Source organism: Pseudomonas sp. AL03, assembly GCF_029960815.1.
Lineage (GTDB): Bacteria > Pseudomonadota > Gammaproteobacteria > Pseudomonadales > Pseudomonadaceae > Aquipseudomonas.
This window is the reverse complement of the sequence record NZ_JASBRE010000001.1, coordinates 431,267-454,478: the sequence shown is the minus strand read 5'-3', so window position 1 is coordinate 454,478 and position 23,212 is coordinate 431,267. Positions and strand designations below refer to the sequence as shown.

20 protein-coding genes and 1 pseudogene are annotated in these 23,212 nt (G+C 59.5%); 10 read left to right on the top strand and 11 right to left on the bottom strand.

Annotated elements, in window-relative coordinates:
* Positions 1–354 precede the first annotated feature (354 nt).
* Positions 355–1,695: an NEL-type E3 ubiquitin ligase domain-containing protein gene (locus QK293_RS27565; protein WP_348775342.1), complete on the top strand. Its 1,341-nt coding sequence runs from the start codon at positions 355–357 to the stop codon at positions 1,693–1,695.
* Between the two features lie 153 nt (positions 1,696–1,848).
* Here the strand turns inward: QK293_RS27565 and QK293_RS02035 are convergent, their stop codons facing one another.
* The 7 genes from QK293_RS02035 to QK293_RS02005 all read right to left on the bottom strand — a co-directional run bounded on the left by QK293_RS02035 (position 1,849) and on the right by QK293_RS02005 (position 9,289).
* A complete protein-coding gene (locus QK293_RS02035; protein WP_282375299.1) occupies positions 1,849–2,349 on the bottom strand; it encodes a CS1 type fimbrial major subunit in 501 nt (166 codons plus the stop codon).
* Positions 2,350–2,405: 56 nt separating this feature from the next.
* Positions 2,406–3,149, bottom strand: a complete 744-nt coding sequence (locus QK293_RS02030; protein WP_282375298.1) for a molecular chaperone — start codon at positions 3,147–3,149, stop codon at positions 2,406–2,408.
* A 43-nt stretch (positions 3,150–3,192) separates the two neighbouring features.
* Positions 3,193–4,404 carry a hypothetical protein gene (locus tag QK293_RS02025; protein ID WP_282375297.1) on the bottom strand — a complete coding sequence of 404 codons (1,212 nt, stop codon included), beginning with the start codon at positions 4,402–4,404 and terminating at the stop codon, positions 3,193–3,195.
* Positions 4,405–4,436: 32 nt separating this feature from the next.
* Complete coding sequence (locus QK293_RS02020; protein ID WP_282375296.1) at positions 4,437–4,931, bottom strand: CS1 type fimbrial major subunit; 495 nt, start codon at positions 4,929–4,931, stop codon at positions 4,437–4,439.
* 25 nt (positions 4,932–4,956) lie between these two features.
* On the bottom strand, positions 4,957–6,174 hold the full coding sequence (locus QK293_RS02015) for a hypothetical protein (protein ID WP_282375295.1): 1,218 nt from the start codon (positions 6,172–6,174) through the stop codon (positions 4,957–4,959).
* A gap of 2 nt (positions 6,175–6,176) precedes the next feature.
* Positions 6,177–8,699, bottom strand: a complete 2,523-nt coding sequence (locus QK293_RS02010; RefSeq protein ID WP_282375294.1) for a CS1-pili formation C-terminal domain-containing protein — start codon at positions 8,697–8,699, stop codon at positions 6,177–6,179.
* A 110-nt stretch (positions 8,700–8,809) separates the two neighbouring features.
* Complete coding sequence (locus tag QK293_RS02005) at positions 8,810–9,289, bottom strand: CS1 type fimbrial major subunit (RefSeq protein WP_282375293.1); 480 nt, start codon at positions 9,287–9,289, stop codon at positions 8,810–8,812.
* 504 nt (positions 9,290–9,793) lie between these two features.
* Here QK293_RS02005 and QK293_RS02000 point away from each other — a divergent pair.
* Complete coding sequence (locus tag QK293_RS02000; protein WP_282375292.1) at positions 9,794–10,369, top strand: PadR family transcriptional regulator; 576 nt, start codon at positions 9,794–9,796, stop codon at positions 10,367–10,369.
* Positions 10,366–11,151, top strand: coding sequence for a siderophore-interacting protein (locus QK293_RS01995; RefSeq protein ID WP_282375291.1), 786 nt, complete (start codon positions 10,366–10,368; stop codon positions 11,149–11,151). Before QK293_RS02000 ends, QK293_RS01995 begins: the two co-directional genes overlap by 4 nt.
* A 50-nt stretch (positions 11,152–11,201) precedes the next feature.
* Here QK293_RS01995 and QK293_RS01990 read toward each other — a convergent pair whose 3' ends face one another.
* On the bottom strand, positions 11,202–11,855 hold the full coding sequence (locus tag QK293_RS01990; protein WP_282375290.1) for a Pr6Pr family membrane protein: 654 nt from the start codon (positions 11,853–11,855) through the stop codon (positions 11,202–11,204).
* A 2-nt stretch (positions 11,856–11,857) separates the two neighbouring features.
* Entirely contained in the window at positions 11,858–12,088 is a 231-nt protein-coding gene (locus QK293_RS01985) for a VF530 family protein (RefSeq protein WP_282375289.1), read from the bottom strand.
* A gap of 284 nt (positions 12,089–12,372) precedes the next feature.
* On the opposite strand from QK293_RS01985, the pseudogene QK293_RS01980 reads away from it, so the two are divergent.
* The 7 genes and pseudogenes from QK293_RS01980 to cmoB all read left to right on the top strand — a co-directional run.
* Positions 12,373–12,513 (top strand): annotated as a pseudogene (locus QK293_RS01980) (porin); the annotation flags it as partial.
* A gap of 181 nt (positions 12,514–12,694) precedes the next feature.
* Entirely contained in the window at positions 12,695–15,106 is a 2,412-nt protein-coding gene (locus QK293_RS01975; RefSeq protein ID WP_282375288.1) for a glucose/quinate/shikimate family membrane-bound PQQ-dependent dehydrogenase, read from the top strand.
* Between the two features lie 692 nt (positions 15,107–15,798).
* Positions 15,799–18,216, top strand: coding sequence for an endopeptidase La (gene lon / locus QK293_RS01970; RefSeq protein ID WP_282375287.1), 2,418 nt, complete (start codon positions 15,799–15,801; stop codon positions 18,214–18,216).
* 132 nt (positions 18,217–18,348) lie between these two features.
* The gene (locus QK293_RS01965) at positions 18,349–18,741 is read left to right on the top strand and encodes a protease inhibitor I42 family protein (RefSeq protein WP_282375286.1); all 393 of its coding nucleotides are present in this window, start codon (positions 18,349–18,351) and stop codon (positions 18,739–18,741) included.
* A 2-nt stretch (positions 18,742–18,743) separates the two neighbouring features.
* Complete coding sequence (locus tag QK293_RS01960; RefSeq protein ID WP_282375285.1) at positions 18,744–19,388, top strand: lysoplasmalogenase; 645 nt, start codon at positions 18,744–18,746, stop codon at positions 19,386–19,388.
* A 91-nt stretch (positions 19,389–19,479) separates the two neighbouring features.
* A complete protein-coding gene (gene cmoA / locus QK293_RS01955; protein ID WP_282375284.1) occupies positions 19,480–20,259 on the top strand; it encodes a carboxy-S-adenosyl-L-methionine synthase CmoA in 780 nt (259 codons plus the stop codon).
* Positions 20,256–21,212, top strand: coding sequence for a tRNA 5-methoxyuridine(34)/uridine 5-oxyacetic acid(34) synthase CmoB (gene cmoB / locus QK293_RS01950; protein WP_046049261.1), 957 nt, complete (start codon positions 20,256–20,258; stop codon positions 21,210–21,212). The genes cmoA and cmoB overlap by 4 nt, the downstream gene beginning before the upstream one ends.
* Positions 21,213–21,285: 73 nt before the next feature.
* On the opposite strand, the gene tadA is transcribed toward cmoB, so the two are convergent.
* Entirely contained in the window at positions 21,286–21,777 is a 492-nt protein-coding gene (tadA, locus tag QK293_RS01945) for a tRNA adenosine(34) deaminase TadA (protein WP_282375283.1), read from the bottom strand.
* Complete coding sequence (locus tag QK293_RS01940; protein ID WP_282375282.1) at positions 21,777–23,153, bottom strand: multicopper oxidase family protein; 1,377 nt, start codon at positions 23,151–23,153, stop codon at positions 21,777–21,779. The genes tadA and QK293_RS01940 overlap by 1 nt, the downstream gene beginning before the upstream one ends.
* Positions 23,154–23,212: the final 59 nt, after the last annotated feature.

The following is a 23,212-nucleotide window of genomic DNA, read 5'->3' as shown; positions in this document are numbered from 1 at the left end:
CCTGAAGGCTGGGGGCCGGGCAGCCAGTCCTTTCGCGACAAGGGCGGACTGCACATTTTCCAGCGACTCATCGAGTGTTTCCAACGACAGGCGACGGTCTTCGGTGAGCGCAGTATCACTGCCGAGGGCGGGTACGCGCTGGACCTGTCGGTGGAGCTGCTTCCCGTCAGCCTTGAGCGGTGGTGGAAAAAGCTGCCGAATCTCAAACCGTACCTCGATCAGATCGACACCCTGAATCTTGACCGCACACGTTTTTCCGCAAAGGCCACCGGCCTGCTCAAGGACTTCCCGCATCTTCGGCAGCTGAGTGCCAGGGCCTGTGAGTTGAAGCAACTGCCCGAAGGCATCGGCCAGATGCATTTCCTTAAAACCCTGCGCCTGATGGATAACGAGATCACCCTGACCGCGGCGGACGCCGTGCGCCTGAAGCATCTGACCCGTATGGAAACCATCAGGCTCGATGACAACCCGCGGTTGGGTCTGTTGCCGAATGTAGAGCGCATGCCCAGGCTCAAAGTGCTGTGCCTGAGCAACACGGGCGCCACCACATGGCCCCAGGGCGTCCTCGGGCCATTCAACAAGCCGCGGCCCCGGGGCTTTTTTCTGGATCTGCAGCACAACCCGATCAATGAAATCCCGACAGTGGTGCCGGGCTCCCACGATGCCTTGATCGTGGCGCGTACCCGCCTGTACCCATGGGATCTCTCTGAGACCAATCGGGTTATTTACCAGGAATATCGGCGCTCAGTCGGCCTTGCGCCCGAACAAGCCTATGCCCAAGGGGCCCTGGACGCGATCGCCCAATGGCCCATGAAGGACGACTCCGAATGGTGGAGTAACAACGTCTCCGGGCTGGGCACCTTCCGGGAAGAAGCCTGGCACGACCTGATGAACGAGCCTGGCTCGGAGGGCTTTTTTGAGCTGATCCAGAAACAAACACTCGGCGCCGATTACCGGGCCGGCGCTGAAAGGCGCGACCAGCTCAGCAGTCGGGTCTGGCGGATGATCGAGGCCATTGACCTCGACACCGGGTTGCGCAAGGACCTGTTTGAAATGGCGACGGCGCCCACCACCTGCGCCGATGCCGGTGCGCAGGTGTTCAACCACATGGGCATCAAGGTGCTGGTGTCCGAAGCGTATGCCTTTTCGACTTCGACCGAGGACCTTGAAAAGAGCTTGGCCACCCTGGCAAAAGGCGCAGCTCGCCTGGCGCGGGTGGAAGACATCGCACGCGCTGATTTCTCCAGTCGCGAAGGCAATCCTGATGAAGTGGAGGTATTTCTCGCCTATGAAACCGGGCTCGCCCAACGCCTCGGTTTACCCTGGCAGTCGGAGTCGATGTTGTTCCGCCCGATAGCGGGCGTCAGCGGCAAAACCCTCAATACGGCCTTCGACACGGTGATGTCGATGGAAGTCGGCGATGGCTTGATCAACGACATGATCGAGCAGCCGTTCTGGGAAAAATACCTGCGTGATACGTATCCGAATGAGTTCACCCACAACACCCGACTGTACGAAGAGAAGACCGAACTGCTGGATCAACTGCGCGAAAGCCAACAGGCCTGGGTAAGCGCCAAGGGAGGGCCGACGGTGCACAGACAAAACCTCAAACGGCATCTTCAAAACCTGGCCAGGCAACTGGATATCGCCGACAGTAGCGTGCTCGTCGATCAAGCGATGAGCGATGAGCGATGAGGTTTATGGCCAATTGCTGAACGACATTGGTTATCAGGAAAAAGAGCTGAGCAGGCGGCTGACGCGCGAGGCACTGCAAAAAACCTCGTCATAAGGTTCAAACGCAAACACCCCTGATGCCTGGGCATCAGGGGTACCCGCTGATGCAGACATTCATGCCCCCGGTGTTTTGGCGCTGAACATCAGCACGACGCTGCCGCTGTAATCCCCCGGCCGGTAGCCACCCTCCGGTTTCACGGGGGCAATTTCGAGCAACACCCGAGCGCCCGCCGCCGCTTCAGCCTGTGACACCACCTCCTGCACATTAATGTCGGAACGCAATACGACGCCATTGAAGCTGACCTGTAACGGGATGTCCTCGCTGGGCCTGCCGTTCGACAGATACGGGAGTGTTTCCATACGTGCCTGAATGGCGCTGGAAGCATGCCGCACATCGAAATATTTGCGCACGCTGCTCAGTTCTTCGGCGACGGGATTCCATTCGAGTTCCTGGGGCTGATGTAACCAGCCGGGCTCCGTTGGCAAGATGTAAAAGGCACGGGTAGGGACTTCCAGAGATACCCAAAAGATCTGCGATTCACGAGCCGCCTCGACCAGTGAACTCGTTAGCCCGCTGACCGCCACCAACGCGGCGACAACACATTGCTTGATCATGTTTTCGTTACCTGTTGCGTCAATGGAAAGCAGATTATTGGTGAATGCCTGTCAGCTCAGCGGCTGGTGATTTTCAGGTTCTTTTTGCTGTCACCTTCAATCAGGAAAAATCGGTATTCGCGATCTTTTTCCTTGTCGAAACCAAACGTCTTGCCAGCCATTACATGGTGCTTGGTGGTTGCACCGCAGTCGGCTTCCTCGGTCAATGAGCAGCTTTTGAATTCATCGACGATCACCACCGTGTTGCCGTTGTTGCGCAGTTCGTAGCGGCTGTCGGTTTCGTTGACGGCGGTCTCGAAACGGGCGTCCTTGGGCCGCACGAAAAAGATCGTGCCGAACCCGGTCATCAGGTTGACCCCGGCCGACAGGCTCTTTTTGTAGTCTTCGCGCTCGTCCTGGGTCACCACAAAGTCATCTTCCTTTTCTGGCACCACCGGCACGAAGCGCACCCGGAAGTAACGCTCGCGGTCACGTTCGCCCATGTACAGCAAGCGCGTGCCCTGCATGCCCTGGGCCGGCACGATCAGCCGTGCCGGGCTGGCCATCACGCCGTTGCGCGAGGCGCCATCGGCGGCGTTTTCGACCGGAATTTCCCGGGTTGTGCCGTCGGCGTCATAGACAATTTCCAGCACATTGACCTTGACGAAAGCGGTGGCGTCGCCGCTGTTGAACACCCGTTTCAAGTAAGTACTTTTGTCCGCATCCAGATAGTCATACACAGTGCCGACATTGATTTGCGGCCCGGCCTGCACAACGCTGCAAAACAGGCTGAGCGCCCACAGTAAGAACACACGATTCATCGTCTTCAATCCTGTAAAAATTAAATTGATCAGCACTGGCAACTCAGACTTCCGAATCCCAGATGATGGTGATGGCGGTGGAAAGCGAAGCGCTCGTGCCTGGCTGCAGCAACTGCTCGATCGACTCGCGGGGGATTTCGAAAAGCAGCGTACCGACCTGGCGATCCACATACTGACTCGGCTGGAATGGCTCGCTCCAGACGTTGTGCAGTAACCGGAAGCGACTCACCGGATTCCCGTTGGAAGTGATTCCGGCAGGCAGCGTCATGTCGGTTGTCACCTTGGTGACATTTCCCCCTCCATACATTCGGCAGTGGTCTCTAGCGTTCGAATCGTCGCACACCATCATCACCTTGAAGCGCGACGAGGCAGAGATGTAGAAGATCTGTTCGCGGAAGATTCTGTCGGGCTTGCGGCCACCGTCGATCCACTGCTGCCAACCGCCCTCTGGTTCAAGCGAGACCTTGTTGCCGCCCGGCGGCACATCGACTTTCAGGGTGTGTTGTACGTCCAGTACGAAGTCCAGGGTCAGCACGTTGTCATCCGCAAACATCAATGGCCCAAACGTAAAGTCGCGCTGTGGGCCGAGCGTGTAGGTCAACGATCCGGTGTACAGCCCGGTCGACATCCCCAGCGGATTGGGTGTGCGCAATTCATAGGCGATATCCATGGTGTCGAACGAGATCGACGGAATGTGGAACTGTGTGGTCTTCGTACAACTCTCCTCCTGCGGCGTTTTCCAGAAAAAACGGAACCGGTCAGCGGTGTAAGACCCCACGCCGCTGTATTGGCATGGCGGCGATGCATTAACCCAAAGACCTTCCCTCCACAGCTGCTCATGACCTTTGAGCGCGCTGGTTTCCCCGGTCAACTCGGCGGCAGGGTGACTGAGAACGTACTGGGAGCCCAGGCCGATGATGCGCACCTCGACGGTTTCCGTTTCCAGGGTTTGGGCATTGGTGACGGTCAGCTTTCGCCAATTGGCCGGCGCCCGCAACTGGAGAACTTCGCCTGGGTTCATGGCCCGCTGAGAATTGAACCGGACCGGGATCTGGATGCTGAACATGCCGTTATCGGTGCATTGCGCTGGATAAAGCGCGCAATACCCGGTGTTCGGCGTTTTGTTGATGAACACATTTTTGTTCGGCTGCGCAGGATCCGGCTGAAACAACGCCTGGATCTCCTGACTCGCCGCCTGCGCCGAGGGGGCGCTCAGCGCCGCCAACAGCCCCAGGAACCACAAACACTTTTGCATTATTTGATTCCACCTTTGCATTGCATGGCCCCTCACGGCGCCTCGGCACTGAAAATCAGCTGCACCGCTCCGTAGTAGCTTCCCGGTTGGAAACCTCCGACGGGCACCTTGGGCTGGATCTCCAGCGCAAAACGCCCCCCCATCATCGCCTCGGTAGCCGACACCACTCTGCGGGGCGGCGACTCATGGCTGAGTAGCTGGCCGTTGAAACTGACCTGCAAAGAGATGTTCTGCTCGTCATTGCCGTTTGACAGATACGGCTCGCTTTCCAGCCGGGCCTGGATGGCGCTGGTGTCATGCTTGACGTCGAAATTCTTGCGTAACCCGCCCAACGTTGCGGTGTTCAGATTCCACGGCAACACTTGATCGCGGTGAATCCAGTCGGGCTCGCTCGGTATCACATAAAAACTCGGGGTCGGAATCTCCACCAGGACTTCGAAGGTATGTTCTTCACGCGTCGCGAACGCCGACGCACTCATCAACATCAGAATGCCCGTGCCCAGGGCCAGGGATGTTTGCCTGCTCATTTGAGGATCCTCCATACGCGGCCCATCACACTTCCGAATCCCAAACCACCACCACGTTGCCCGAATAACGCTTGGGCGCTGTTGGGCTGAAAATCGGATCGAACGCCTCCAGTTCGAAATGCAACTTGCCCGGTTTTCGCTCTACAAACTGGCTGGCCTGGAGCATGACGGGGCTTGCGACGGTGCTCAGTTCCCGGTGCTCGACCGGTTTGCCGTACACATCGGTTACTCCATGCGGCATGGTCACGCTGACCTTCAACGGGGCGAATATGAGGCTGTCGGCATCGCTTACACTGCAGCCCGTTCCGAGGATTGAAGAACACTCCAGATACATCTTGAATCGAGACGAGGCGGAAAGAGTGAAGGTCTGGTCGCGAAACAATCGCACCGGCTTGCGTCCGGCCTGCAGCCAGCTTTGCCAGCCCCCGGCGGGCACGAGCAGAACCTTGTCGCCGCCCGGGGGAATGTCGACTTTCAGCACGTGCTGCACATCCAGCACAAAGTCCAGGGTCAGGATGTTGTCATTCGGCTGCATCAACGGCCCGAAGTCGAAATCCGCACCCGTGCCTATGGAGTAGGAAAACGAGCCGGTAAACACCCCGGAAGACATCCCCAAAGGATTGGGGGTACGTAGCTCATAGGCAAAATCGAACGTGTTGAAGTAAATCGACGGAATCGTGAAAGCAGCCACCTTGGTGCAGGGCGCCTCCACGGGGGCCTTCCAGAAAAATCGATAACTTCTGGGGGCATAGCTCGCTACACCACTGTACTGACAAGGGGATGGCGGATAAACCCAGCCATTACTGGTCCACAGCTTGTCATGGGCCTTGGTTATTACCGGCTCTCCGGTCAGCGTGGTGACGGATTCACTCAGAATGAACATGGAACCAATGCCGATAATGCGTACTTCAACGGTTTCTGTTTCATGAGTTTCGCTGTTAGTCACCGTCAGCTGTCGCCAGTTGGCCGGTACCTTCAACGCAATAGATTCGCCAGGCTCAATGGCGCGCCGGGAATCGAAACGCACAGGCAGTTGAATACTAAACATGCTGTGTTGAACACATTGCTCTGGATAGGTCGCGCAATAACCACTGTTCGGCGTCTTGTTGATAAAAACATTTTTGCCCGGCTGCGACGGATCCGGCGCGAATGACGCTTTGATCTCCTGATTGATGGCCGCTGCTGGAGGCCCTGCCAACGACAGGCACAGCCCCAGCCCCAGCCAATCGGTGAACCGTTTCATGCTCAACCCGCCTTTTGTTCGGTGGTCGCGACATCGGCCAGGGTGTCCGGCGTGCAGCGCAGGTCCCCAATCATCAACACGTTGTTTTCACTGCGGTGACGGTTCGCATCGAGGCGGAACTGGCAGCGCAACTGGTTGCCCTGGCGCACTTCCAGGGTCGGCGAGCCGGCGTTCATTTCCATCGAGAAGAAGCCGTCAACTTCCGTCACCCCGCGACTGGCGTGGTTGATCACGTGGTGGCCCTTGAGCGGCTGCCCTTGCGAGTCGACCAGTCGACCGAGCACGGTCAGGGTTTTCATCACGCGGATCTTGCGGTACTCGACACCGCCCTTATTCAGGTGATAACGGGTGCGTGCCGGCTCGATGGTGGCGGCAGGCACGTTGTTGCCTTCGAAGTCGAAACTCACCGAGCTGTTCTGGTAGGCGGTGATCGGGATGAAATTGCGCCCCGGCCGCAGTGCAGCACTGCCGCCGCTGTAATCGTCCGCGCGCAGTGCGATGTCATCAATGTCCGATTCCACGTCGACAATCAGCCCGGCACCGCGCATTTCATGCTGGCTGGTCAACACCATTTTTTCCCCGCCCACAACCAGGGTGCTGTCCACGTTCAGGCCGCCGGTGAAGTTGCCGTTGTAGGAGGAACGCTGGATAAAGCCATCGCCATTGATTGCGTCGGTGCGAAAGTTGGCCAGGCTGGACACGCCGACGCCGTAAGTATCAGTGAGCGCGGTCACCGAGACGTTCTGCAGCACGTGATCCTTCAAGTCCTTGCGCCAGCCGATGGAGGCGTTGTTGTCGCGGCCGCCGTCGCGGTCGGTGCGCGAGCCGATGCTGCCGGTAATCTGCTGACCCGGCGCGCCCAGCGCGACATTGATGCTCAAATCGACGCCGCGATTGCGCGCATCGCCGCTGCTGAAGCTGCCCGGCCGATCGAACAGCGACAAGCGCCAGTTGGCATCGCTGCCGAACAGCACGGTGCGCTGGTTCCAGCCCAGGTCCAGGCCGACGCCCTCGGTGTTACCTTCGCTGTGGGATACGCGGGCGTTGATCGAGGTTTTGCTGCTGATCCGATGATTGAGCGCCAGGGATGAGTTGCTGGTCTCGCCGACGAAGACATTGCGTTGCCGTACCCGCGTGCCGTCCGGCAGGGTGTCGTAAATATGGGTGGTGTCGAGCCAGCTGCGGTTGTGGCTGACGACCAGGCTGCCGGCGCCATAGTTGTAGAGGCTTTGCAGGTCCAGGCCGGTGCCATGATCCTGCGTCTGGTAAACGTTGGCGTACAGGCTGATCTGGTTGGCCAGCGTCCAGTCGATGGAGGTGCCGTACTGCATTTTTTCGCGAATCTGCCGCGCCGACGCGCCGACAATCACCCGTGGGTGCATCAAGTAATTGACCGAGGCCCCCGCCGTCGCACTGCCGCTGGCCTGTTGATCCCAGTTGCTGAGCAGTTTGCTTTCTTCACCGGCAAACAGGTTGTAGCGCCAGCGCTCGTCGAGGTTGCGCCAGTTGTTGGGCTTGTACACCAACTCACGGGTGGTCGAGGTGATCTGGCCGTCTTCGATCAGGCGCACTTCCACTTCATAGATCCCGCCTGCCAGCGGTCGGGTGTCGAGCGTCTGCAAACCGGCGGGCACCGACTGAGTGTTGATCAACAGGCCATCGCGATAGATCTCCACCGAGCCTTGGCGATTGGCCGTGACATAGATCGGATAGACACTCGGCATGGGACTGTTGATCGCCAGGCTGTCGGAGCTGCCGTACATGACGCCGACTGCCGTGTCGGGGCTGGTGCCAAACGTGCGCGGTTGGCGGGTCAGCCCTTCGGAATTGGGGGTGAAATAGCCCAGGCGCAGGAAACTGCCTTGCAGCTCGCGCTGGGTGTAAAGCTCGTGCACCGCGTGGTAAAGCTTGTCGTCCGGGCCGCCGAGGCGGGCCATTTGCATGTTGAACGCCTGGCTCCAGTTGCCCAGGCTGCCACTGGCCTCAAGGCCGAAGCGTCCGCCCAGATCCTGTTGTTGACCGCCGTTGAGATTGAGCTGGTTGCGCACCATCAGACCGCTGCTGCCGCCCTCGGGTTGCTCGAAATAACGCTTAGCCTCCACGTTGCGCTCAGCGTTTTCGGTGAGGATCGAAACCAGCGAGTTTTCCAGGTTGTAATGCACGGCCAGCACCTGATCGGGGCAGGAACCGGTGCACGTGCCCAGCGGCACGCCAGGTTTCAGAAAGCTGGCCCACTTTTCCCGCTCGGCCGGGCCGTAACGGTTTTCGCTGGTGTCGGTGAATTCGAGGAGGGTGATGCGATCATCACGGGACAACACCACCATGGCCTCCCCCAGCGGCTGCTGATCGAGTTCGACCCGAACAGCCAGAGGCACATCAAAAAAATGCTCCTCGAAATCCGCCGGCAAACCCTTGGCCTGCGCCAACAAACTTCGCGGTGTCGTACCGGCGAAAACAGGAGCCGCCATTGCGCTGGCACAAAACAACAGCGCAAGCGCGGCCGCGATGGGTGTCATCGGGAACATGAACTCTTACTCTGATTACGAACACGTTGGAGTCCGGCAGACAAGCCGTGCAGGTTGTCCGCCGGGTAACGCTACTTATAGAAGTTAGCGCTTAGTGCCTGATCGTTCGATCAAGGGGTGACAGCATCGAAGATCATTGCCACGGCACCGGTGTAATCGCCCGGTTCGAAGGTAGCCCCCAACGCCTTGATATTGAGTGGTGCGCGGAAGTTCACGTCGGACTCAGCCTCACCCACGACCATTTGCGGTGTCGTGGTCAGGACCTTGTTGTTGAACGAGACTTGCAGATCAATCGCTGTGGCACCAGCAATCAGCTTCGGCAGACTTTCCAGGCTGGCGTGAACCGAACCGTTGTTGTTGCGCACGTCGAAGAAGCCGTTGACTTCGCCCATCTTACCGGTGGTCGGCAGATAGCTCATGTCCTGGTCCTTGTTGACCAGGTCAGGGTCAGTCGGCACCACGTAGAAGCCGTTGGTGGGTACGTGGGCGATGAGGCTGATGGAGTGACGAGCTTCGCCCGCGCCGAAAGCCATGGAGGAACCCAGTGCCAGAACAGCCAATGGAGCAGCAATCGCGAATTTCTTGAACATCGTTCAGTACCTGTTTTTTAGAAGAGGATCGGTTCATTGAAAGTTCAAACAACGCATACCGGTGACGGGTTGTGTTGATGTGAACTTTCAACGCCGGGGCATGATCGACTGTTCGTTCTGGAATGTAAGCAGGCAACTTCCTATGATCACGTAGTTAAATAACCCCATGACCGGAAAGAAAAAAGAACAAAAAATCAAAATACAAAATAGCAGCTGTAAGTTCCGACCTACATACAGATTTAACAAAAAAACCATACAGCAGTTCCCACTAGGCACCATGGGACTTTTTAGGTTTTAGAACTTGAACTCAATTAAAAAATAGAGCAATGACTTTAATTTATCGAGCCATCCCCTATAAATAGAATTTGCCTGGCGTATGCGTAAATTTCCATGGTTCGAAGCAACCTACCACTCGTCGACTGAAAGACGAGTCCCACAAAAAGGTCTTGCCCACGCCTTAAGATATATCTTAAGTTGTATCTAAACACGACAGAGGTTAGAAAAATGAGAGACCCTCATGCCCCCCACCGCGAGCACGGCGACGGTCGCGACGGCTTCGAGAAACGCCCCGGCCGGGAACGCGGCGGTCGCGGCCCCCGTGTCTTCGCCCCTGGCGATCTGAAATTGCTGCTGCTGGCGCTGATCGCCGAGCAGCCGTGCCACGGCTATGACCTGATCCGCCAGATCGAAAGCATGTTCGACGGCGCCTACAGCCCCAGCCCCGGCGTGATCTACCCGACCCTGACCTTTCTTGAAGAAAGCGAAATGATTCTGGGCGACGCCGAGGGCGGCAAAAAACGCTACAGCATCACCGACGCCGGACGTCTGTCGTTGACCGATCAGGCCATTGCGCTGGACGGCGTGCGAATGCGCATCGAGGTCAGCAAGCGGTCATTGCGCGGCCATGATCGTCCAGCCGAGATCCACGAGGCTGTGCACAACTTGCGTCACGCCTTGCAGATGCATCACGGCCGCTGGAGCCCGGAAGAAATCCTGCGGGTGCGCGACCTGCTCAACAACACCGCCAAAGCCATCGTCGATGGCCCTGTCGTTCAACCCGTTCAGGAGCAAGCCGAATGACTGAAGTGATCGTGCAATCCATTCACCGTGTCATGCATGAAATCAAACGCCGTCGTCTGGAAGTGTTGCGGGTGGTCGACCTGACGCCGCGCATGCGCCGCCTCACGCTGGGCGGTCCTGAACTGGCCGGCTTCATCAGCCTCGGTACGGACGACCACGTCAAACTGCTTTTCCCACAAACCGCGGCGGAACAGGCAGCGCTGGAAACCCTGGTGCTCGGTGCCGGTAAAGACAACGGCCCGATGCCGGCGATGCGTGACTACACGCCGCGCCGTTACGACCTGAACACGCTGGAACTGGACATCGACTTCGTACTGCACGGCGACGGCCCTGCCTCGACGTGGGCAGAGCAGGCCAAGCCCGGCCAGTTCCTGCACATCGGCGGGCCACGCGGCTCGATGATCGTGCCGGACATGTTCGACAGCTACTTGCTGATCGGCGACGAAACCGCCCTGCCCGCCATCGCCCGTCGTCTCGAAGGCCTTGCCGCGAATCGTCGTGCACTGGTGATTGTTGAAGTGGAAAACGGCGCCGAGCAGCAACGTCTGGAAAGCGCCGCGCAGGTCAATGTGATCTGGGTACTGCGCGAGGGTGGCAAGGACAACCTGCTGACGACGGTGAAGCAGCTGCAAGTGCCGAGCGGCAATCTGTATGCGTGGGTGGCGACCGAGAGCAAAGTGTCGCGGCAGATACGCCGGGTGTTGCTGGATGTGCATGGTTTGAATGAGCAATTCGTCAAAGCCGTGGGTTACTGGCGGCTGGATGACAGCGACGAAGAATGACCGCTGCTTTTGTGCCTGCCAGGTTTCCTGTGGTGAGGGGGCTCCTGTGTTCATTTTGGGGCGCGCCATCTATCAAGAGCGATCAATAACAACGCGATCACTATAAACCCCACCAATACCCCCCCCGCATTCACAAACACCTGTGGATAACCCAGCGTGCCGACGTCAATGAACGGATAGGGATAAACCGCCAACTCGTGCCCACGCAGCAGCGAATAGGCGAAGTACACCAATGGATAGATCACCCACACAGCGATATGCCGCAGTCGCAACGTGCCTTTCGGCACACAGAACCACCAATAAGCCAGAAACAGCAGTGGCATGACGTCATGCATCAGTTCATCGGCCAGCCATTGCCAGCCTTGCGGATGCCATAAATGGCGCAACAAAACGTTGTACGCCAGGCCGACCACGGCGATGCTCACGGCAATCCCGCTACTCACCCACGACTGCAAGAACCAGCGTCGCGCTGCCGACTCGCGGGACGTCAGTTCACAGGTCAGCACGGTCGCTACCAGCGTATTGGTCAGCACAGTGAAATAGCTGAAGAAGCTGACCAGTCCACCCAGCAGACTGGCCGCCAGGGTCCAGCGTGAGTAGAAAATCAGGTACAGCTGAATGGCCAGACCGGTCCAGCCCAGCACAGCCGCCACGGCAACAACACGACGCCTCACGGCAGAACCTGGCGTCGGTGGGTTGACCATATTCAGACCGGGCGCTTGGTGCGCATCAACTTCACGTACAAGTGCTCGACCTTCTCCCGTGCCCACGGGGTTTTGCGCAGGAATGTCAGGCTCGACTTGATGCTCGGGTCACTCTTGAAGCAGCGGATGTCGATGCGCTCGGCCAACCCCGACCATTCGTAGTGTTCAACCAGCGCGTTGAGGATTTGCTCCAGCGTCACGCCGTGCAGTGGGTTGTTGTTCTGTTCGGTCATGCCGGGCCTTCAAGCGTAGAAAGGGTAAAGAAGCCGCGCACCTTAGCCGAGGGCTTCGTTGGTGGAAAGCGATCTGTGTGCTGTCCGTTAAATGTAGGTGAACCCTCAAAGATCGCCTCCCGGCACTGTTACCGAATACGAAAGAATTCATCTCGTTAAAAGCGCTTTCTCTATTTGTAACAGGACATTATCCTTGCGCCCGTCAAGCTGAAACGCTTCCGCTGCCCGCGTCATATCGCCGCTTCAGTTCACTTCCCAGAAAAAGACCCAGAATTACTTCTCCTATGCCTTATTTTCAAACTCCGCGAGACAGCGCTGTCTGCAACGCTATTGCTCGGCGAAAAGCCCTGAACCTGATCGGCGGATTCACCGCGTTGGGCCTCGCCACCTGCACCCAGGCGGCCCTGGCCTTTGATAGCGAGAGCTTATTCACGAAGAGGCCATCACAGCCAACATTGATATTGCCTGACCCACCGCTATCGCGAGCTAGCTCGCTCCCACAGGGAATGCGGCGTCCGCACACTTTCAACTGAACCCTGCCCGCACAGGATCGTCATCTACAGTGAACTTGCGCGGGCTATTTAAAACGTCACGGAGAACCACACTATGAGCACTGATGGTGCTTTGAGTCGAAGCCGTCTGCTGCCGAGCCTGCTCGGTATCCTGCTTCTGCTAATGGGCCTGGCCATGCTGGCCGGGGGGATCAAGCTGAGCATGCTCGGCGGCTCGCTGTATTACCTACTGGCCGGTATCGGCCTGGCGCTGACCGGCGTGTTGATGATCTTGGCACGCCGCGCTGCGCTGGGCCTTTACGCGGCGGTGCTGTTCGCCAGCACCGTTTGGGCCTTGTGGGAAGTCGGCCTCGATTGGTGGCAACTGGTGCCGCGTCTGGCGATGTTGTTTGCGCTGGGCATCGTCATGCTGCTGCCGTGGTTCCGCCATCCGCTGCTGATTACCGGCCCTGCGCCGATGGGCACCGGCGCACTGAGCGTCGCCGTGGTGCTGGCCGCCGTTGCTGCGCTGGCCAGCCAATTCACCAACCCCGGTGAAATCAAAGGCCAACTGGACCGCGACAGCGTGCCGGGCATGACCAACACCGCCCCGGCCATGCCCGACGGTGACTGGAACTCCTACGGCCGCAGTGCGCACGGCGATCGTTACTCGCCACTGGCGCAGATCACGCCGCAAAACGTCAACAAACTGGTACCAGCCTGGACCTACCGCACCGGTGACATCCCGGGCCCTAACGACCCAGGCGAAACCACTGCCGAAAACACTCCGCTGAAAGTCAACGGCATGCTTTACGTCTGCACGCCGCACAGCCAGGTGATCGCGCTGGACCCGGACACCGGCAAGGAACTCTGGCGTTTCGATCCGAAGCTCTCCACGCAAAACGCGGCGAACTTCAAGGGCTGGGCGCACATGACTTGTCGTGGCGTGACCTATCACGATGACGCCGCTTACGCGTCCGAGCAGAGCCCGACAGGCACCGCCAGCCCTGCTCCGGTCAGCAACGTCTGCCCGCGCCGGATCTTCCTGCCGACTGCCGACACCCGTCTGATCGCCCTGAACGCCGACACCGGCAAGATGTGCGAAGACTTCGGTAACGGTGGTCAGGTCGACCTGAGCGCCAACATCGGCGGCTTTAACGCCGGCGGTTACTACTCCACCTCGCCTCCTGCAGTCACCAAAGACCTGGTGGTAATTGGCGGCCACGTCACCGACAACGTTTCCATCGACGAGCCAAGCGGCGTGATTCGCGCGTTCGACGTGCACACCGGCAAACTGGTGTGGAACTGGGACAGCGGCAACCCGGACGACACCACGCCGATTGCCGAAGGCAAGGTCTACACCCGCAACTCACCGAACATGTGGTCCATGTTCGCCGTGGACGAAAAACTCGGCATGCTTTACCTGCCGATGGGCAACCAGACCCCGGACCAGTTCGGTGGCGCGCGTACCCCTGAATCAGAGCTGCACGCCGCCGGCCTGACCGCGCTGGACATCGGCACCGGCAAGGTGCGCTGGCACTTCCAGCTCACCCACCACGACCTGTGGGACATGGATATCGGCGGCCAGCCAACCCTGATGGACCTGAAAACCGCAGACGGCGTGAAGCCAGCGGTACTCGTGTCGACCAAGCAAGGCAGCATCTACGTGCTGGACCGCAGCACCGGCCAGGCGATCGTGCCGATCAACGAAGTGCCAGTGCCGCAAGGCGCGGTCGCCGGTGATCACACCTCGCCGACCCAACCGAAATCCGACCTCAACCTCATGCCGCCGCCGTTGAAAGAACGCGACATGTGGGGCGTGACTCCGTTCGACCAACTGATCTGCCGGATCGACTTCAAATCCCTGCGTTACGACGGCCCGTTCACCCCACCATCGTTGCAAGGTTCGATCGTGTATCCAGGCAACTTCGGCGTGTTCGACTGGGGCGGTATCTCGGTTGACCCGGTGCGTCAGATTGCTTTCATGAACCCGGACTACATGGCGTTCAAATCGAAACTGATCCCGGCCGCCGAAATCGCCGCCCAAGGCCCGCGTAAAAGCGAAACCGAAGGCGTGCAGCCAAACAAAGGCGCGCCCTACGGCGTCGTCCTCGAACCCCTGCTCTCGCCAATGGGCCTGCCGTGCCAGGCGCCAGCATGGGGCTACGTGGCTGCGATCGACCTGACCACCAGCAAAATCATCTGGAAACACAAGAACGGCACCGTGCGCGACAGCTCACCGGTTCCGATCCCGCTGAGCATGGGCGTGCCTAGCCTGGGCGGCACCTTCACCACCGCCGGTGGCGTTGGCTTCCTGAGCGGCACCCTCGACCAGTACCTGCGCGCCTACGACGTGAAAAACGGCAAGCAGCTGTGGGAAGGCCGCCTGCCAGCCGGCGCACAAACCACGCCGATGACCTACACCGGCAAGGACGGCAAGCAATACGTGCTCGTCGTTGCGGGTGGTCATGGTTCGCTGGGCACCAAGCAGGGTGACTATGTGATTGCGTACAAACTGTCCGAGTAAGTTTTAGCGGCGGTTAAAGGAAAGGCGACTCCTGTGAGGGGGTCGCCCTTTTTTTGTGGCCGCTGGATTTCCCGCCACACCACGCATCCCCTGTGGGAGCGAGCTTGCTCGCGAATGCGGTATATCAGGCAGCATTGATGTTGAATGTTAAACAGCCTTCGTCGGAACGCCGCCCGGAGCAAGCTCGCTCCCACAATGAAGCGGCATACACCCACCGCCCTCCACCACTCAACAGGCCGAGCGTTAGCTCGCCTGCAGCTCTTGATCTTGATCCACCCGCCCCTTCGGGAGGCTGAGTGGAGGCGTTCATCTGGGGGTAGGCGCGTAGCGCCGTTCGACGCAGTCGAACACATCGAGAGGAGGTCGAAGCGAAGCCGACCGGAGGCGATGCCCCCAGATGAATGCCGGAGCGAAGGAACGCCGAGCCTAGGCGAGGGGCCGGACGCTTGGGGCAAGACCTTTGGTTCCTTTGGGGCGTTTGCCAAAGGGACTCGTCGTAAGGACGAAACCGCCAGCCGCCGTTACCGCAGGAACGGATATGTACACCGTCAACAGGAACATGGTCGGCCCAAAGGCCGCCAAGTCAAAAGCACCTGTCCAAACCCTGAACACACACCAGAAATATCCCCCGCCATTGAAACCACCCCCCACCCGCCCCATCTAACACCCATACCCAATTGCGCAGGTGCCCCATGAGCGACCAGCAAGAATTCCCCGAAGACCCGAGCGAATACGCCGACCCAGAGAACGCCGAACACCACTCCACCGGCAAAGACCTCGCCCTGCCAGGCCAGAACCTGCCGGACAAGGTCTACATCATCCCGATCCACAACCGCCCGTTCTTCCCGGCCCAAGTGCTGCCGGTCATCGTCAATGAAGAACCGTGGGCTGAAACCCTCGATCTGGTGAGCAAATCCGATCACCACTCCCTGGCCCTGTTCTACATGGACACGCCCCAGGAAGATCCGCGTCATTTCGACACCTCGGTCCTGCCGCTCTACGGCACCCTGGTCAAGGTGCATCACGCCAGTCGCGAAAACGGCAAACTGCAATTCGTCGCCCAAGGCCTGACTCGCGTACGCATTCGCAGTTGGCTCAAACACCATCGCCCGCCGTATCTGGTCGAAGTCGAATACCCGCACCAGCCCACCGAGCCGACCGACGAGGTCAAGGCCTACGGCATGGCGCTGATCAACGCGATCAAAGAATTGCTGCCGCTCAACCCGCTGTACAGCGAAGAGCTGAAGAATTACCTCAACCGCTTCAGCCCCAACGACCCGTCGCCGCTGACCGACTTTGCTGCGGCCCTGACCTCGGCCACCGGCAACGATCTGCAAGAAGTGCTCGACTGTGTGCCGATGCTCAAGCGCATGGAAAAAGTGCTGCCGATGCTGCGCAAGGAAGTTGAAGTCGCGCGCCTGCAAAAAGAAATTTCCGCCGAAGTTAACCGTAAGATCGGCGAGCATCAGCGCGAGTTCTTCCTCAAGGAACAACTCAAGGTCATTCAGCAAGAGCTGGGGCTGACCAAGGACGACCGCAGCGCCGACATCGAGCAATTCGAGCAGCGCCTGGAAGGCAAGGTCCTGCCGGCTCAGGCGCAAAAACGCATCGAAGAGGAAATGAACAAGCTGTCGATCCTCGAGACCGGTTCGCCGGAGTACGCGGTCACCCGCAACTACCTCGACTGGGCGACATCGGTGCCGTGGGGCGTGTTCGGCGAGGACAAACTCGACCTCAAGCACGCACGCAAAGTGTTGGACAAACACCATGCTGGCCTCGACGACATCAAGGAACGCATCCTCGAGTTCCTCGCGGTCGGTGCCTACAAAGGCGAGATCAGCGGCTCCATTGTGCTGTTGGTCGGTCCACCGGGCGTGGGTAAAACCAGTGTCGGCAAATCCATCGCCGAATCCCTCGGCAGGCCGTTCTACCGCTTCAGCCTCGGTGGCATGCGCGATGAAGCCGAGATCAAGGGTCACCGCCGCACCTACATCGGTGCGCAACCGGGCAAACTCGTGCAGGCGTTGAAAGACGTCGAAGTGATGAACCCGGTGATCATGCTCGACGAGATCGACAAAATGGGCCAGAGCTACCAGGGCGACCCGGCCTCGGCGCTGCTGGAAACCCTCGACCCGGAACAGAACGTCGAATTCCTCGACCACTACCTGGACTTGCGTCTGGACCTGTCGAAAGTGCTGTTCATCTGCACCGCCAACACCCTGGATTCGATTCCCGGCCCATTATTGGACCGGATGGAAGTGATTCGCCTGTCGGGTTACATCACCGAAGAAAAAATCGCCATCGCCAAGCGTCATCTGTGGCCGAAGCAACTGGAAAAGGCCGGCGTATCGAAAGGTAGCCTGGCCATCAGCGACACCGCGTTAAAAGCCTTGATCGACGGTTACGCCCGTGAAGCCGGCGTGCGGCAGCTGGAAAAACAGCTGGGCAAACTGGTGCGCAAGGCCGTCGTGAAATTGATCGACGAGCCAAAAGCGGTGATCAAAATCGGCCCGAAAGACCTCGAAGCCTCACTCGGCCATCCGGTATTCCGCAACGAGCAGGTACTGTCCGGCACCGGTGTCATCACCGGCCTGGCCTGGACCAGCATGGGTGGCGCGACCCTGCCGATCGAAGCCACGCGGATTCACACACTCAACCGGGGCTTCAAACTCACCGGGCAATTGGGCGACGTGATGAAAGAGTCGGCGGAAATTGCCTACAGCTACGTCAGTTCCAATCTGAAGTCGTTTGGCGGTGACCCGAAGTTCTTCGACGAAGCCTTCGTTCACTTGCACGTACCGGAAGGCGCCACCCCGAAAGACGGCCCGAGCGCTGGCGTGACCATGGCCAGCGCCCTGCTGTCGCTCGCACGTAATCAGGCGCCGAAAAAAGGCGTGGCGATGACCGGTGAGCTGACGCTGACCGGGCATGTACTACCGATTGGCGGCGTGCGCGAGAAGGTGATTGCAGCGCGGCGGCAGAAAATTTTTGAGTTGATCCTGCCAGAGCCAAACCGTGGAAGCTTTGAAGAGTTGCCGGATTATCTGAAGGAAGGGATTACCGTGCACTTCGCCAAACGCTTTGCGGATGTGGCGAAGATATTGTTCTGACGGCCTAACCTGATCGTTCCCACGTCGAGGCGTCGAACCGTCCGCGTGGGAACGATCTCTCCTCCTCGTCACAATTTGTCTCATCTTCAGTTATGCTCGCCGTTCGTCGTGAATGCCGGAGCCACTGACCTTATGTCCCCCACCCGCCTGTTTGTCCCGCTCGCCCTCTCTTTGCTGACCGCTTGCGCCACGCAACCGAAACAGAACGTGACCGTGGAAAAACAAAGCGACTGCCCGGTGAAACTGCACAGCGGGCAGAACCTGATCCTGACCCTGCCAAGCAACCCGACCACGGGTTACCGCTGGGCAATCCAGGATTCGGCCGGTGGCGTATTGCGCGCGCTCAGCCCCGAGGTTTACAGCAACCCGGAAGATGCAGGGGTCGTCGGCAGCGCCGGGATCTCGACCTGGCGCTTTCAGTCCTTCACCGCTGGCACGGGCCGTTTGCGCCTGACCTACTCACAGCCATGGGCACCGGAAATACCGGCGGTGGAAAGCTTCGACTGCGCCATCTCGGTTAACTGATCGTGGGCTGGCTGATTCTGGCGCTGATGGGCGCGGTGACCTTTCTCTACGGCGTGAGCGTGCACGCCACGCTGCTCTGCCTGCTGGTCAAACCGCTGCCAGTATTGGCGCTGCTCGGTTGGTTGCACGACGCACCGCCCAGCGAGTATCGACGCTGGATCAGCCTAGGACTGATTTTCTCCCTGCTCGGCGATGTGTTGCTGGCGTGGCCGGGGGATTTGTTTGTGTTTGGCCTTGGGGCGTTTTTGGTCGCCCACTTGGCGTATTTGAAAGCCTACTTGAGCGATTGTCGGCGGTTGGCGTTGTTGCCGCTGATCATCGCTTTGTGCGTCGGCGCGGTATTGCTGGGGATCTTGATTTCCAATGGGCTGGGTCCGTTGCTGATCCCGGTCATCGTCTACGGCCTGGCCATCAGCGCCATGCTTTGGCGGGCGCTGGCTCGCTTGGGCACCGATGTACCTAAACGTTCGGCGCTGCTGGCGGCGGCGGGCGCGCTGGCGTTTGGGTTTTCTGACAGCGTGATTGGCATCAATCGATTTTTCGCGCCGTTTCATGCCGCACCTTACGTGATAATCCTCAGCTACTGGCTGGGGCAATGGGGGATTACGGCGTCGGCCTTTTCTCAATCCGCTCACCGCCCCCAATAGATCGTTCCCACGCTCTGCGTGGGAACGATCAATTGCATGGGCCCAGCGCTTTATCAGACAACCCGCGCATCCCCCCGTCAATTTGGCTAAAATGCCGGCCTTTTCAACCGAAGCCGCTGGAACCGCCGTGAGCAAAGACCCCGATCGCCTTTTCGCCCAGCCTTTGGCCCAGGTGCCTGACTTCGCCTTTAACGAGGATGTGGTGCGGGTGTTCCCGGACATGATCAAGCGCTCGGTGCCGGGTTATCCGACCATCGTTGAAAACCTCGGCGTGCTCGCCGCGCAATTCGCCCAGCCCAACAGCGTGCTCTACGACCTGGGCTCGTCGCTCGGCGCCGTGACTCAAGCCTTGCGCCGGCACGTGCGTACCGACGGCTGCCGGGTGATCGCTGTGGATAACTCCGCGGCGATGGTCGAGCGTTGCCGCGAATACCTCAACGGTCAGGACTCGATGTTCCAGGAGCTGCTGCCGGTGGAAGTGATCGAAGGCGACATCCTCGCCCTGCAATTCCAGCCAGCCTCGGTGGTGGCGCTGAACTTCACCCTGCAATTCATCGTCCCGGAGCAGCGCACCGCGTTGCTCGCGCGCATCCGCCAATCGCTGTTGCCCGGCGGCGCGCTGATCCTGTCGGAGAAACTGCGCTTCAACGACCTCGAAGAACACGCGCTGCTCACCGACCTGCACGTCGCGTTCAAACGCGCCAACGGCTACAGCGAACTGGAAATTGCCCAGAAACGTAGCGCCATCGAAAACGTCATGAAGCCCGACAGCCTCGAAGAACACCGCGAGCGCCTGCTGGCCGCCGGGTTCTCGAAAGTCGTGCCGTGGTTCCAGTGTCTTAACTTTGCCTCGTTGATTGCCTTGCCATGATTGATCTGTCCCCCCTCGCCCGCCGTCTGGCCGGCACGCCGCTGGCCGACTGGGCCAACACCCTGCAAGCGCAACTCGACAAGAAAATGGAAAAGGGTCATGGCGACCTGGAGCGCTGGCAGAGTGCGCTGGACGCCTTGCCGAAGATTCAGCCCAGCGAAGTCGACCTGCTCAATGGTCTGACGCTGGACACCGATTGCGATGATGAAACCCGCGCGCAAATGCGTACCGCGCTGATGGGCCTGTCGCCGTGGCGCAAAGGGCCGTTCGATTTGTTTGGCGTGCATGTCGACACCGAATGGCGTTCGGACTGGAAGTGGTCGCGGGTCGCACCGCATCTTGATCTGAAGGGCAAACGCATCCTCGATGTCGGCTGCGGCAATGGCTACTACATGTGGCGCATGCTCGGTGCCGGGGCCGACAGCGTGATTGGCGTTGACCCGAACTGGCTGTTCTTCTGTCAGTTCCAGGCGGTGCAGCGTTATTTGTCCGAACCCAATGCCTGGCACCTGCCGTTCCCGTTCGAAGACCTGCCGCCGAACATGGAAGGCTTCGACACGGTGTTTTCCATGGGTGTGTTCTATCACCGCCGCTCGCCGATCGAGCATTTGCTGGCGCTGAAGGATTGCCTGGTCAAGGGTGGTGAATTGGTGCTGGAGACGCTGGTGATTGAAGGCGATCAGCAGCAGGTGCTGGTGCCGGAAGACCGTTATGCGCAGATGCGTAACGTGTGGTTCCTGCCGTCGGTGCCGGCGCTGGAACTGTGGCTGCGTCGCGCCGGGTTCACGGATGTTCGCTGTGTGGACGTGAGCGTGACCACGGTCGAGGAACAGCGCGGGACGGAATGGATGAAGTATCAGTCGCTGAGCGATTTCCTTGATCCGGAAGATCACAGCAAGACGGTTGAAGGACTGCCGGCGCCGATGCGTGCGGTGATCGTGGCCCGTAAATAAAAGCTTCGCGGGCAAGCCTCGCTCCTACGGTTCACCGAAATCTGTAGGAGCGAGGCTTGCCCGCGAAAGCGATCTAACGGGTTGCCCGCCGGGCCTTGAAGAACTCACTCAACACCGCCCCACATTCCTCCGCCAACACCCCGCCTTCATAGAGCACCCGGTGATTCAAAAAGCCCTGGGTAAAAAACTGCCCCTGACTCTGCACAATCCCGGCCTTGGGCTCTAGCGCCCCATACACCACCCGCGCAATCCGCGAATGAACGATCAGCCCGGCGCACATGCTGCACGGTTCAAGCGTCACGTAGAGCGTGCTGCCGGGCAGACGATAGTTGCTGGCCGCCAACGCGGCAGCTCGGATTGCAACCATCTCGGCGTGAGCACTCGGGTCATTGCCGCTGATCGGGCAATTAAAACCCCGGCCGATGATTTCACCGTCCTGCACCAGCACCGCACCCACCGGCACTTCACCCAGCGCCGCGCCCTGAGCGGCGAGCGCCAACGCTTCGCGCATGAAGTCACGATCGCGGCTGCGGTCGATGATTGCGGCGGGACGTATCTGACGCATTACGCCACCTCAATGGCGGCCATCAGGCCGGTTTCCATGTGGTCGATCACATGGCAGTGAAACATCCAGATCCCCGGGTTATCCGCCACCAGCGCCACTTGCGCGCGTTCGTTCTTGCCCAACAGGTAAGTGTCGGTGAAGTACGGAATGACCTTGTGCCGGTTCGAGGCGATGACCTTGAAACTCATGCCGTGCAGGTGAATCGGGTGCTGGTATTGAGTCATGTTCTTCAATTCGAAAATGTAGCTCTTGCCCTTTTCGAGCTTGGCAATCGGGCGGTCGGCACAGGTCTTGTCCGTGATGTCCCAGGCCTTGCCGTTGATCTGCCACAGGCTCGGCGGCCTGCCGTTGTCGACGTTCACCGACACCGAGCCTACCCATTCGAAATTGAAGTTGAGTTTCTCGGCATTGGCCAGGTCCGGCTCTGCCACCGGGTTGGCGGGCAGCGCGGGCGGCCACTGGGTCGGTGCATCGGTGTTCGCCACCGAGCGCAATGTGCCCAACCGAACCGGGCCGTTGCGCAGGGACAGCTCTTCGCCGACCGGCGGAGCCTTGATTGCCAGACAAATACGCATGCCCGGGCCGAGCCAGTACTCCTTGCCGAGCGGTCGTGGCTCAATGGGATTGCCATCCAGCGCGTAGATTTGCGCTTCGACGCCGGGGATGTTCAGGCGGTAAGTCAGCGTATTGTCGAGGTTGAGCAAACGTACGCGGGTGATCTGCCCGGCGGGCAAATCGATCACCGCTTGCGAGACCCCGTTGATCGTCGACAGGCGCCCCGCCGTGCCGCCACGCGCGGCTTCGCGCGGAATGCTGAACGCGACAAACGCGCCTTCCTCATCCACGTGCCAGCTCTTGAGGCTCAAGGTTTTCTCATAGTTAAACCCGGTGGGGTCGCGCTCTTCGACGATCAGCGGGCCGACCAGCCCGCGACCGAGCTCCTCGCTGCTGTTGACATGCGGGTGATACCAATAGCTTCCAGCGTCGGGCACGCGAAACCTGTAGTCGAAATATTCGCCCGGCAATACCGGAAGCTGCGACACGTAAGGCACGCCGTCCATTTCCAGCGGCAAGCGGATGCCGTGCCAGTGAATGGTGGTGGCGACCGGCAGGTGATTTATGAAACGCACCCGCAGCCATTCACCCTGACGCACGCGCAACTCAGTGCCCGGCGCCGAGGGGCCGAACGCCCAGGCCTCAGTCTTGTGCCCGGCCACCAGCTCAACGTCCAATGGTGCGGCGATCAGCTCATAGTCGTGGCCCGCATCGGCGTCGGCCATCTTGCCCAACCAGTACCGCGACGCGCCCCCCGCTCCGACACCAACGACAACAAGACCGGCCAGGCCACCGAGGATTTGGCGACGGGTAAAGGACATGAACTCAACTACCTCACGTATCAGCGACAGGCGTGGGGCCTGTAAAAGGCGAATACGAT